Source organism: Micromonospora vinacea (assembly GCF_015751785.1).
GTDB classification, from domain to species: domain Bacteria; phylum Actinomycetota; class Actinomycetes; order Mycobacteriales; family Micromonosporaceae; genus Micromonospora; species Micromonospora vinacea.
Window position 1 is genome coordinate 7,310,294 of the sequence record NZ_JADOTY010000001.1, and the last position, 11,350, is coordinate 7,321,643.

An 11,350-nucleotide genomic window follows, 5' to 3' on the forward strand; every position below is an offset into this window, starting at 1 on the left:
GTAGTCTCGCGCGGTGGATCCGCGACACAAGCACGTCTTCGACCGGTTGGAACAGTTCTACGACGCGGTGCCCCGCGACGTCGCCGGTGCGGAGGATCATGGCGGGCTGGTGCTGTTCGTCCGCGAAGGCACCGGGTGGCCGTTCTACGCCCGCCCCCGGATCGACGCCACCGAGCCGCCGTCGCTGGCCGACGTGACAGCGGTCCGCGAGCGCCAGCGGAAGCTTGGCCTGCCGGAAGCCTTCGAGTGGGTGCACGAGACGACCCCCGAACTGCTGGCGGTGGCCCGCTCGGCGGGGCTCAGCGTGCTGGAGGCGCCGCTGATGGTGCTCGACCCGAGCGCGCTGCCCGACCCGGCGACGCTGTCCGACGCGGCGGTGCGGGTGCTGGCAGCGGACTCCCCCGGCTTCGCCGCCGACGTCGCCGCCCGGCGTGCGGTGGCAGCGGTGTCGTTCGCCGCCGCCGGCACCGCCCCCGGTGAGGCCGGCCCGGCCGAACGCGACGCCGCCGTCACCGAACTCGAACTGGCCGCGCTCGACGAGGAACGCGCCCGGATCGCCGACGGCCGACGGATCTCCGCGCTGGCCGTCACGCCGACCGAGGGGGCGCTGGCCAGCGGCATGGCGATGCGGGTGGACGACGTCGCGGAGATCGCCGGCGTGGCCACCCTGCCGTCCGCCCGGCGACGCGGGCTGGGCGCGGCGCTCACTGCCACCCTGGCCCGGGAACTGCTGGCGGCCGGCGCCGAGCTGGTCTTTCTCTCCGCGGGCAGCGAGGAGATCGCGCGGGTCTACCTGCGGGTCGGCTTCCGCCGGATCGGCACCGCCTGCATCGCCGAACCCGCCGCCCTCATCCCCTGACCTGCCCGGCGACCCGGCTCAGGTCGGGGGGCGCCACTGGGCGGCGGTGGCGACGGCGCTGGAGAGCAGCCGTGAGTTGATCGTGCCCAGCGCGGCGTCCCGGGCGCGCAGCGCCAACCGGCCCCGGGTCTGGAGCACCGCCGACATCCGCCGGGTCTGCCGGACCACCGTCGCGGCCCGGGGGCGACGCACCCGGTCGTACGCCTGGACGGCGTCGGGCAGTCGAGCCTCCCGCAGCAGCGACGCGAGCGTGGCGGCGTCCTCGAACGCGAGGCAGGCGCCCTGCCCGAGGTGCGGCGGCATGGCGTGCGCCGCGTCGCCGAGCAGCACCACCCCACCGGGCCCGACCGGAAAGCCGTACGCCCGGGGCAGCGGACGCAGCTCGCGAACCTCCTGTTGGACCAGGTCTGCCGGGTCGGTGGCGTCGAGCAGCGCGCCGACCGGCGCGGGCCAGCCCGCGTACCAGCGGCGCAGGAGGGCGAGTTGGGTCTCCGGCGGCTCCGGGCGGGGCGCGCCGGCGGCGGTGGCCACCCAGTAGATGCCGCCCCGGGTGGACCCGCCCGAGGAGCCGCGCTCGCCCAGCGACGCGGCCACGAACCGGTAACCCGCGCCGAGAATCTCGCCGGCCAGTGGCTGATCGTCGGGGAGTCGAGGTGCCTGGTACCAGGGGATGACGGCCCGCCAGGCGGCGCACCCGGAGCTGACCACCCGGGACTCGGGCGCGAGTTGGCGGCGGATGCCGCTGTCCGTGCCGTCGGCGGCAACCACCAGATCGGCTTCGATGGTGTGCCGACCGTCGTTGACTCCCGGTCGCTCGCCCGGCTCGACGCGGACGTGGCGCACTGTCACCCCGGTCCGCAGTTCGACCCGCTCGCCGAGGCCGGCGATCAGCGCGTCGTGCAGATCCTCCCGGTGCACCACCACCGGCATCCGGTCGGCCGGGATGGGCCGGGGCTGCACGAGCCAGTGCCCGTCCGGGCGACGAACCCCGCCGTCGGGCAACGGGGTGGCGATGGCGGCCAGGCCGGCGCCGAGGCCGAGGGCCTGGAGCGCGCGGACGCCGTTGGGCCAGAGCACGACGGCGGTCGGCTCGGGTCGGACCCGTTCGGCGCGTTCCAGCACTGTGACCTGCCAGCCGGAACGGGCCAGCGCGCCGGCCACCGCGAGGCCACCGACCCCCGCGCCGACCACCACCGCGCTTCGCATCGGTGCCGCCCCCGCTCAGCTGTCCCGGTCGGCGGGACGCGCGCCAGTGGCGTCGGCCCGGTCGGTGCGAGCGGCGGACGGATCGTCCGCCGGCTCGTCGTCGCTCGACGCGAGGTCAGTCGCGGCGGCGTCGTCGGACGGCTCGCCGTCGTCCGGCCGGGAGTCGTCGTCGGTCGTCGGCGGTACGACGCCGGTGTCCTGCCAGGTGGCGTACTGCTCCTCGCTCACCACCCGGTAGCCCTCCGGCGCGGCGGCCCGCGACGGGGTCTCCCGCTCGGAGAGGTCGACCTGGGACAGGTCGGACGCGGGGGGCGGGGTCGTCGTCGCCGCCGGACCGAGCGGGATCAGGTAGTCCCGGGGGCCGCGCACCCGGACGAAGTAGATCAGGGCGCCGAGGAAGACCAGGGCGGCGGTCCAGACGTTGAGCCGGACGCCGAGGATCTGGTTGGCCTCGTCGGTGCGCATCAGCTCGATCCAGAACCGGCCGGCGGTGTAACCCATCACGTAGAGCGCGAACGCCCGGCCCCGGCCCAGCTTGAGCCGGCGGTCGAGGATGAGGACCAGGGCCACGACGCCGAGGTTCCACAGCGCCTCGTAGAGGAAGGTGGGCTGGTAGAGGCCCGGTTCGAGGATCGGCTGCCCGGCGTCGTCCCGGAGCGCGTGCCCGGGGTTGTCCGGGTCCATCCGATGGATCTCCAGGCCCCACGGCAGCGTCGTCCGGCCACCGAAGAGTTCGTTGTTGAACCAGTTGCCGATCCGGCCGACCGCCTGGGCCAGCGGCAGCCCGGGGGCCAGCGCGTCGGCCACCACGCCGAACGGAATGCCGAGCTGTCGGGCCGCGATCCAGGCACCGAGCGCGCCACCGGCGACCGCGCCCCAGATGCCGAGACCGCCCTCCCAGATGGCGAACGCCTTCATCGGGTCCCCACCGGCGCCGAAGTACTTCTCCGGTGAGGTGACCACGTGGTAGATCCGGGCGCCGATGATGCCCGCGGGCACCGCCCAGACGGCGATGTCGAGCACCGCGCCGGGCGCGACACCGCGCTGCCGCAGCCGGCGCTCCGTCACCCAGCAGGCCAGCACGATGCCGGCGATGATGCAGAGCGCGTAGGCCCGGATCGGCACCGGCCCGAGCTGCCAGACCGCGGTGCTGGGGCTGGGCAGGGCCGCCTGGGGGGAGAGCGAGGCGAGGGTCACGGGTGCACACGCTACCGCTGCACACCCCCGCAGCGGCACCCCGGGCCGCTGGAGCGCGCATCCCGGTGACTTCTGGTTTGCACCGCCGTAGGCTCTTTGTCCATGAGCGCGCTCACCTGGGCGGTCGCCGCGGTCGTCACCGACGACACCGGGCGGGTGCTGCTCTGCCAGCAGGGCCGGGGTGCGCGCCGCTACGCGTTGCCCGGCGGACGGCTGCGCCCGGCCGAGGGCCCGGTGCGGGCTGCCCTACGGGACATCCGGGCGGAGACCGGCTGGGACATCGAGCTGATCGACCTGGTCGGCGTCTACCAGCTGACCGGCCCTCCCAGGGAGGCCGCGGCCGGACGCGCCGGGCCACTGCCCGACGTCCTCGTGCACGTGTTCCGGGCCCGCGCGGCGGGGATCCGACCCGCCACGGACCCACCGCCGGGTTGCCGGTTGTCCTGGCACTTCCCCGAGGCGCTGCCCGAGGTGGTCACCCCACTCACCCGGGCCGCCGTCACCGACGCGACCGCCGGCCGCTCCGGCGTGCTCCGCGACGTCGGCTGCGCGCCAGGAACCGTCGCCTCCGCGCCGCTGCCGGCGGCCCGCCCAGCCGAGGACGGCCGTCCGGCACGGTCCCTGCACCCCTGACAAGCCGCAACCGTTCCGAGGTTCGCCGCGTGGTCGCGGACAGCCTCGCCTGCCAGGCCACATTCGATTGAGCGTGATGCCTGTGAGTCATCAATATGACTCACAGGCATCAGGCTCAACAGACAAGACATGCCCCCGCGCTGCGCGGTCCGGCCGGACTCAGCTAGGGCCGGCTCAGTGAGGGCCGGCTCAGTGAGGGCCGGCTCAGTGAGGGCCGGCTCAGTGAGGGCCGGCTCAGTGAGGGCCGGCTCAGTGAGGGCCGGCTCAGCGGGTGGGGTTGCGGACGCCCTCGGCGAGTTCGGCGCTGAGGGTGCGCAGTGCGGCCAGCCCGTCGGCCTCGGTGGGCGCGTCCAGCACACACCGGACCAGCGCGCTACCCACGATCACACCGTCGGCGTAACCGGCGACGGTGCCGGCCTGCGCGCCGGTGCCCACCCCCAGGCCGACACCGATCGGCAGGTCGGTGACCGCGCGGGCCCGGGAGACCAGCGTCGGGGCGGCGTCGGAGGTACGCGCCCGGGCGCCGGTCACCCCCATCACGGCGGTCGCGTAGACGAAGCCACGGCAGTGCCGCACCGTCATCGCCAGCCGGGCGTCGGTGGACGACGGCGAGACCAGGAACGTGCGGTCCAGCCCGTGCGCGTCCGAGGCGGCCAGCCACTCGTCGGCCTCGTCCGGGATGAGGTCCGGAGTGATCAGGCCGGTGCCGCCGGCGGAGGCGAGGTCACGGGCGAAGACGTCCACGCCGTAGCGCTCGACCGGGTTCCAGTAGGTCATGGTGACCACCGGAGCGCCCGTCGCCGCCACCGCCTCGATGATGCGCATCGTGTCCGCGGTGCGTACGCCCCCGGCCAGCGCGATGTCACTGGCCCGCTGGATCACCGGCCCGTCCATCACCGGGTCGGAGTAGGGGATCTCCACCTCGATGACGTCGACGCCGGCCTCGACCATGGCGGTCATCGCGGCGATGCTGCCCTCGACGGTGGGGAAACCAGCCGGCATGCAGCCGACCAGCAGTGCCCGTCCGTCGGCGCGGGCCTTGTCGAAGGCCACCCCGATCCGGCTCATCTCACCGCTCCTTGTCGAGGATGCCGAAGTAGTCACCGGCGGTGTGCACGTCCTTGTCGCCCCGCCCGGAGAGGTTGACCACGATGGTGGGCTCCCGGCCCAGCTCCGCGGCGAGCTTCGGGGCCAGCGCGACGGTGCCGGCGAGCGCGTGCGCGCTCTCGATCGCCGGGATGATCCCCTCGGTGCGGCAGAGCAGCTCGAAGGCGGCCATCGCCTCGTCGTCGGTGACCGGCAGGTAGTTCGCCCGGCCGGTGTCGTGCAGCCACGCGTGCTCGGGGCCGACGCCGGGGTAGTCCAGGCCGGCGGAGATCGAGTGCGACTCCAGGGTCTGCCCGTCAGCGTCCTGGAGCACGAACGTGCGGGTGCCGTGCAGCACCCCGGCGGACCCGCCGGTGATGCTCGCCGCGTGCCGGCCGGTGGCCACCCCGTCGCCACCGGCTTCGAAGCCGTACAGCCGCACGGCCTCGTCGCCCACGAACGCGTGGAAGATGCCGAGCGCGTTGGAACCGCCGCCGACGCAGGCGGTGACGGCGTCCGGCAGCGCGCCGGTGAGGTCCAGGCACTGCTGGCGGGCCTCGTCACCGATGCCCCGGACGAAGTCGCGCACCATCGCCGGGAACGGGTGCGGGCCCGCGGCGGTGCCGATCAGGTAGTGCGTCTCGTCGACGTTGGCCACCCAGTCGCGCATCGCCTCGTTCATCGCGTCCTTGAGGGTGCGCGAGCCGTTGGTGACCGGGACGACCGTCGCGCCGAGCATCCGCATCCGGGCCACGTTGAGCGCCTGCCGCTCGGTGTCGACCTGGCCCATGTAGACCACGCACTCCAGGTCGAACAGGGCGGCGGCGGTCGCGGTGGCGACACCGTGCTGGCCGGCACCGGTCTCCGCGATCACCCGGGTCTTGCCCATCCGCTTGGTGAGCAGCGCCTGGCCGAGCACGTTGCGCACCTTGTGCGCACCGGTGTGGTTGAGGTCCTCCCGCTTGAGCAGCACCCGCGCGCCGACCTTCGCGGAGAACCGCCGGGCCTCGTAGAGCAGCGACGGCGTGCCGGCGTAGTCGCGCAGCAGCGCGCCGAACTCCGCCCGGAAGGACTCGTCCGCCATCGCCGTACGCCACGCCCCGTCGAGCTCGTCCAGCGCGGCCACCAGGGCCTCGGGAACGAACCGACCGCCGAAGCGGCCGAAGTGGCCGGCGGAGTCGGGCTGCGGGCCGGCCACCGGGGCCAGCGCGTCGGCGCTCATCGGGAATCCTCTCGCTGCTGGGACGTCAGACCGGCGCGGGGTCAGCGCACCGGCCGGGGCGTTGCCGGGTGGTTGCCGGCGTTGACCAACTCGGCGACCGCCTCGCGGGGGCTCTTCTGGGTGACCAGGCCCTCGCCCACGAGGACCGCGTCGGCGCCCGCGGAGGCGTATCGGATCAGGTCGTGCGGGCCACGAACGCCGGACTCGGCGATCTTGACGACGCTGCTGGGCAGGCCGGGCGCGATCCGCTCGAACACCGACCGGTCGACCTCAAGGGTACGCAGGTCACGGGCGTTGACCCCGATCACCTGCGCGCCGGCCTCCAGCGCGCGGTCGGCCTCTTCCTCGTCGTGCACCTCGACCAGGGCGGTCATGCCCAACGACTCGATTCGCTCCAGCAGACCCATCAGGACGTTCTGCTCGAGGGCGGCGACGATCAGCAGGACCAGGTCGGCGCCGTGTGCGCGCGCCTCGTGGATCTGGTAGCTGGAGACCACGAAGTCCTTGCGCAGCACCGGCACGGTGACCGCGGCACGGACGGCCGCCAGGTCGTCCAGCGACCCGCCGAACCAGCGCCCCTCGGTCAGCACGCTGATCGCCCGCGCCCCACCGGCCGCGTAGTCGACCGCGAGGTCGGCCGGATCGGCGATCTCGGCCAGCCGGCCCTTGGACGGCGACGAGCGCTTCACCTCGGCGATCACGGCCACGCCGGGCTTGCGCAGCGCCGCGTACGCGTCCATGGGCGGCGGCGCAGCCGCTGCCAGTTCACGGATCCGCTCCAGCGGAACCTGCTCCTGACGGCGGGCGACGTCTTCACGTACGCCAGCCAGGATCTCGTCGAGCACGCTTACGGACGCTGCCTGGCCGGCCTCGTCCCCCTCCGCGTGCGCATGCTCAGCAGTCACGAATGGACTCCCCTCTCCGGGCGTCATGGGCCGATGCTAGGGGCAGCCGACCGACGCCGGACGCCGGGGGTATGGCGCTGCTCACGAAAAGGGCTGCGGCATAATGGCCGACTTGCCGTGAACGGGTTGTCACGCAGCGCCACCTCCGGTATCGACCACCGTCACGCGGTAGGGAGCCTGGCGGCCGCAGTCAGACCGGGCCGATCCATCGATCATGCCACCAGTTTCTGTTCCGCGCCCCACGACAACGACGCCGATCGATGCTGTGAGCAAGCTCAAGGCCGAACGGACGGTCCCTGGTCACGGCCGAGGCGGGACAGTTGACCGGGCGGTCACCGCGGCGAAACGTCGACGGGCCAGCATCGTCCTCGGGCAGACTCGATGGCGCGCCTGCCCCGACCGCAGCAACTCCTCGTGCGAGGTGACCATGAGCATTTCCGAGCCGCACCCGACCATCGGACTGACCACCATCTCGCGGACGGTGGCGTCGCTCGCCGTCGGAGTGGTGCACACCGTGGAGCGGGCCGTGGTGGGCGAAGGACGGATGCGGACGGCACGGGGCAACGCCTGGGAGGCGGTCTGCGCCGACCGGGCCCGCGCCGACCAACGCGCCGAGCTGAACCGCCTGGTCGCCGAACTGACCGCCGCCCGCGCCGCCAGTAGCCGTACCCAGTGGGAGCGCCAGCCGGTCGGCTGACAACCGACGGCCACCCACGTCGGTCGGCCGTCGCGGCCACCACCTCAGTCGGTCGTGGGGTCCTCGCCCCGGTCCAGCGCGTCCCACGCCTCGGTGGTCCGCCGCCCCGCCAGCGGCGTCGGCGGCCCAGCCGGGTCACTTTGCGTCGACGCGGCCTCCGGAGCGGTCCGCGCCGGACGTTCGTACCGCGCGCCCATCGCCGGCCAGTCACCGCCACGTAACGCCGTCCACCAGCCGCCCACCGCGGCCAGCAGGCCGCCGAGCAGGCAGAGCGCCGGCCACTGCCGGCTCACCGCGCCGCCCACGTCGGCTACCAGCCCGTACCCACCTCCGGCCGCCACGGCCAGACCGAGCACGCCGAGCAGCACACCGAGGACCCGCCGCGGGCGGCCCCGGGTGGCCAGCACCGCACCACCCCCGGCCAAGGTCACCAGGGCCAACGCCGGCAGCCAGGGCAGCAGGCTCGCACCGCTGCGGGCCTCACGCACCGGTGGCAGCGGCGCCGGACGTACCGTCAGCTCGACCGACCAGCTACGCGTCGCGGCCCAGAGCGCCAGGCCCGCGCCGGCCAGGCAGAGCAGCACGGCGTACGTCAACGCGCGCCGGCCCACGACGGAGGGCTCCCCGCCACTCATCGGGCCGGCCGGAGGGTTTCGGCCGCCGCGATCGCGGCCAGCACGGCCGCAGCCTTGTTGCGCGTCTCCTGGTCCTCGGCGGCCGGGTCCGAGTCGGCGACCACCCCCGCCCCGGCCTGCACGTAGGCGCGGCCGTCCCGGATGAGCGCGGTCCGGATGGCGATCGCCATGTCCAGGTCGCCGCCGAAGCCGAAGTAGCCGACGGTGCCGCCGTAGAGGCCACGACGGACCGGCTCCAACTCCTCGATGATCTCCATGGCGCGCACCTTTGGTGCCCCGGAGAGCGTGCCGGCCGGGAAGGTCGCGGCCAGCGCGTCGAAGGCGCTCTGGTCGTCACGCAGCGTGCCGGTGACTGTGGAGACGATGTGCATGACGTGGCTGTACCGCTCGATGGTGGCGAACTCGGGCACCTCCACGCTGCCGGGCTGACAGACCCGACCCAGGTCGTTGCGGCCGAGGTCGACAAGCATCACGTGCTCGGCCCGTTCCTTCGGGTCGGCGAGCAGCTCGGCGGCGAGCGCGGCGTCGGCGGCGGGGGTGCCGCCCCGCGGCCGGGTGCCGGCGATCGGGTGCAGCAACGCCCGGCGCCGCCCGTCCGCGGCCCCGGTGACCTTCAGGTGCGCCTCCGGGGACGAGCCGACGATGTCGAACCCGTCGAAGCGCAGCAGGTACATGTACGGGCTGGGATTGCTGGTGCGCAGCACCCGGTAGACGTCCAGCGGGTCGGCGTGGGTGGTCCGCTCGAAACGCTGGGACAGCACGATCTGGAAGCACTCACCGGCCCGGATCGCCTCCTTGGCCGCCTCCACCGCCTTCGGGTAACCGCCGTCGGGCGTACGGCAGAGCACCTCGCCGGCCGGCGGACGCTCGACGGTGGAGATCATCGGCGGGATGGGCCGGGACAGCGCCGTGGTCATCGCGTCCAACCGGCCCACCGCGTGGTGGTAGGCGGCGGCGACCTGCGGGGCGCGGTCCGGGGCGTCCAACGGCGGCAGCACCGCGTTGGCGACCAGGATCGCCGAGCCGTCGTAGTGGTCCAGCACCACCAGGTCGGTGGCGAGCATCATACCCAGCTCCGGGACGCCCAGGTCGTCCTCGGTCAGCTCGGGCAACCGCTCGAAGCGCCGGATCAGGTCGTAGCCGAGGTAGCCGACCATGCCCCCGGTCAGCGGCGGCAGGCCGTTGGACGGGTCGCCGACCGGGCCGGCCAGCGCCGCCACCGTCTCCCGCAGCATCCGCACCGGGTCACCCTCGGTGCTCAGCCCGGCCGGCGGCTGACCGAGCCAGGTCGCCACGCCGTCGCGTTCGATCAGGGTGGCGCTGCTGCGTACGCCGATGAACGAGTACCGCGACCAGGCCATGCCGGCCGAGCCGACGCCCTGCTCGGCCGATTCCAACAGGAACGTGCCCGGCCCACCGGCCAGCTTCCGGTAGACCCCGACCGGGGTCTCCGCGTCGGCCAGCAGCCGCCGGGTGACCGGCACGACCCGCCACTCGGCGGCCAGCTCGGTGAAGGTGCCCAGGTCGGGGCTGAGCGTGCCGTCGGTCATCGGTGTGCCTCCGTCCCGGTGACGGGCAGTTCGGTGAAGAAGCACGTCCGGTGGCCGGTGTGGCAGGCCGCGCCGACCTGGTCCACGCTCACCAGCAACGCGTCCCCGTCGCAGTCCAGGGCGACCGACCGCACGTACTGGTGGTGCCCGGAGGTGGCGCCCTTGACCCAGTATTCGCGTCGGCTGCGCGACCAGTAGGTGGCCCGGCCGGTGGTGAGGGTGCGGTGCAACGCCTCGTCGTCCATCCAGGCGACCATCAGCACCTCACCGGAGTCGTGTGCACGCACCACGGCGGCGACCAGACCGTCGGCGGTGCGGCGCAGCTGGGCCGCGATGGCCGGGTCGAGCCGGGACGGGCGCGCCGGCGCGGGCGCGGCCAGCTCGTTCGGATCGCTGGGGACGCCGGTCACCGGCGGGTCAGGTACGGGCACAGTCACCAATTCTCCCGCACGCGGCGCGGGCACCGCCGACCGCTCCCGGCAGGGCTGCGGCGGGGGCCCGGCCGGCCGGGCCAGCTGGGCGACGTAGCGGTCCAGCCGACCGTCGACCAGGGCGGCGGCAAGGTCCGCGCCGGCCGTGTCGGCGATCTCTTCGGCGTACGGCCGGATCAACGGGAGCGTGCCGGCGACCAGCCGTACGGCGGCGGCCCAGAGCTGCCCGGTGGCGCCCGGACGCAGCCCGAGGCACAGCAGCATGTCCGTCCGGTAGCCGGGTGGGGCCACCGGCAGTTCCAGGGCCGCGGCGAAGGCCTCCCGGCGGGAGTGGACCCGCACGGACGGGTTGGCCGGGCGCAGCACCGAGGGGCAGAGCCGCGCCAGGTCGGCGACGGCGAGCCGGACACCGAGGCGGTCGCTGGCGGCGCGGGCGGCGGCGGCCTTACCCAGCGTGGCGATCAGCTCTTCCAGGCGGGGTGGCTCGGCGGGCTGACAGAGCACCGGCAGGTCGATCCGGGGCCGCCAGTGCGGGTCGGCCCAGAGCAGCCGTGCCGGCGCGGTCACCGGCAGCCCGAAGGCCCAGTCGGCCGGTTCGCCGAGGTGGTGCACCCAGGACCGGACGTCGCGGGCGGCCACCGAGACGTGGGTGACCTGGCCTGCGGACTCCGCCAGGTAGGCCCGCCGGGCCGCGTACGGGGCGCCGCCGACCAACACGTCGAGGTCGACGTCGCTGTGCGCGGTGGCGGCACGGCGGGCGTGGCTGCCGCGCAACAGGATGCCGACGACCGGCCGCTCGGCGGCCTGCCGCAACCGCGCGGCCCAGTCCTCAAGAAAACCGCTATCCGGTAACGGAGCGTGACCCACCGCGCCATCGTGCCGCACGTCCGATCAGCGCGCAATGCCCGTTGGCGGACTTCGTGTCCGGT

11 protein-coding genes and 1 pseudogene are annotated in these 11,350 nt (G+C 74.2%); 3 read left to right on the forward strand and 9 right to left on the reverse strand.

The window, feature by feature from the left end; translation table 11 throughout:
- Positions 1–13 precede the first annotated feature (13 nt).
- A complete protein-coding gene (locus tag IW249_RS33915) occupies positions 14–859 on the forward strand; it encodes a GNAT family N-acetyltransferase (RefSeq protein WP_307788801.1) in 846 nt (281 codons plus the stop codon).
- 18 nt (positions 860–877) lie between these two features.
- On the opposite strand, the gene IW249_RS33920 is transcribed toward IW249_RS33915, so the two are convergent.
- Both IW249_RS33920 and lgt read right to left on the reverse strand, forming a co-directional pair.
- Positions 878–2,065 carry an FAD-dependent oxidoreductase gene (locus tag IW249_RS33920; RefSeq protein WP_196924527.1) on the reverse strand — a complete coding sequence of 396 codons (1,188 nt, stop codon included), beginning with the start codon at positions 2,063–2,065 and terminating at the stop codon, positions 878–880.
- A 15-nt stretch (positions 2,066–2,080) separates the two neighbouring features.
- On the reverse strand, positions 2,081–3,262 hold the full coding sequence (gene lgt / locus IW249_RS33925) for a prolipoprotein diacylglyceryl transferase (RefSeq protein WP_196924529.1): 1,182 nt from the start codon (positions 3,260–3,262) through the stop codon (positions 2,081–2,083).
- A gap of 102 nt (positions 3,263–3,364) precedes the next feature.
- Here lgt and IW249_RS33930 point away from each other — a divergent pair, with 102 nt between their 5' ends.
- The gene (locus IW249_RS33930) at positions 3,365–3,895 is read left to right on the forward strand and encodes an NUDIX hydrolase (protein WP_196924531.1); all 531 of its coding nucleotides are present in this window, start codon (positions 3,365–3,367) and stop codon (positions 3,893–3,895) included.
- Between the two features lie 264 nt (positions 3,896–4,159).
- On the opposite strand, the gene trpA is transcribed toward IW249_RS33930, so the two are convergent.
- Genes trpA through trpC form a run of 3 tightly spaced genes read right to left on the reverse strand, consistent with a single transcriptional unit; the run spans position 4,160 to position 7,048 of the window.
- On the reverse strand, positions 4,160–4,963 hold the full coding sequence (gene trpA / locus IW249_RS33935; RefSeq protein WP_196924533.1) for a tryptophan synthase subunit alpha: 804 nt from the start codon (positions 4,961–4,963) through the stop codon (positions 4,160–4,162).
- A gap of 1 nt (position 4,964) precedes the next feature.
- On the reverse strand, positions 4,965–6,203 hold the full coding sequence (gene trpB, locus IW249_RS33940; RefSeq protein WP_196924535.1) for a tryptophan synthase subunit beta: 1,239 nt from the start codon (positions 6,201–6,203) through the stop codon (positions 4,965–4,967).
- Between the two features lie 41 nt (positions 6,204–6,244).
- Complete coding sequence (trpC, locus tag IW249_RS33945; RefSeq protein ID WP_030334428.1) at positions 6,245–7,048, reverse strand: indole-3-glycerol phosphate synthase TrpC; 804 nt, start codon at positions 7,046–7,048, stop codon at positions 6,245–6,247.
- A 487-nt stretch (positions 7,049–7,535) separates the two neighbouring features.
- Here trpC and IW249_RS33950 point away from each other — a divergent pair, with 487 nt between their 5' ends.
- A complete protein-coding gene (locus IW249_RS33950; protein ID WP_196924537.1) occupies positions 7,536–7,805 on the forward strand; it encodes a hypothetical protein in 270 nt (89 codons plus the stop codon).
- 44 nt (positions 7,806–7,849) lie between these two features.
- Here IW249_RS33950 and IW249_RS33955 read toward each other — a convergent pair whose 3' ends face one another.
- The 4 genes and pseudogenes from IW249_RS33955 to IW249_RS34680 form a co-directional block, all read right to left on the reverse strand.
- A complete protein-coding gene (locus IW249_RS33955; RefSeq protein WP_196924539.1) occupies positions 7,850–8,440 on the reverse strand; it encodes a Trp biosynthesis-associated membrane protein in 591 nt (196 codons plus the stop codon).
- Entirely contained in the window at positions 8,437–9,990 is a 1,554-nt protein-coding gene (locus IW249_RS33960; protein ID WP_196924540.1) for an anthranilate synthase component I, read from the reverse strand. The genes IW249_RS33955 and IW249_RS33960 overlap by 4 nt, the downstream gene beginning before the upstream one ends.
- Positions 9,987–10,421, reverse strand: a complete 435-nt coding sequence (gene hisI / locus IW249_RS34675; protein ID WP_307788846.1) for a phosphoribosyl-AMP cyclohydrolase — start codon at positions 10,419–10,421, stop codon at positions 9,987–9,989. The genes IW249_RS33960 and hisI overlap by 4 nt, the downstream gene beginning before the upstream one ends.
- A 186-nt stretch (positions 10,422–10,607) precedes the next feature.
- Positions 10,608–11,306: pseudogene (locus IW249_RS34680) on the reverse strand (nucleotidyltransferase domain-containing protein); the annotation flags it as partial.
- Positions 11,307–11,350: the final 44 nt, after the last annotated feature.

Bases quoted from the DNA above. Each gene is read 5' to 3' on its own strand.
- IW249_RS33920 (WP_196924527.1), bottom strand. From the start codon at position 2,065: ATGCGAAGCGCGGTGGTGGTCGGCGCGGGGGTCGGTGGCCTCGCGGTG.
- IW249_RS33930 (WP_196924531.1), top strand. From the start codon at position 3,365: ATGAGCGCGCTCACCTGGGCGGTCGCCGCGGTCGTCACCGACGACACC.
- trpA (WP_196924533.1), bottom strand. From the start codon at position 4,963: ATGAGCCGGATCGGGGTGGCCTTCGACAAGGCCCGCGCCGACGGACGG.
- trpB (WP_196924535.1), bottom strand. From the start codon at position 6,203: ATGAGCGCCGACGCGCTGGCCCCGGTGGCCGGCCCGCAGCCCGACTCC.
- IW249_RS33950 (WP_196924537.1), top strand. From the start codon at position 7,536: ATGAGCATTTCCGAGCCGCACCCGACCATCGGACTGACCACCATCTCG.
- IW249_RS33955 (WP_196924539.1), bottom strand. From the start codon at position 8,440: ATGAGTGGCGGGGAGCCCTCCGTCGTGGGCCGGCGCGCGTTGACGTAC.
- IW249_RS33960 (WP_196924540.1), bottom strand. From the start codon at position 9,990: ATGACCGACGGCACGCTCAGCCCCGACCTGGGCACCTTCACCGAGCTG.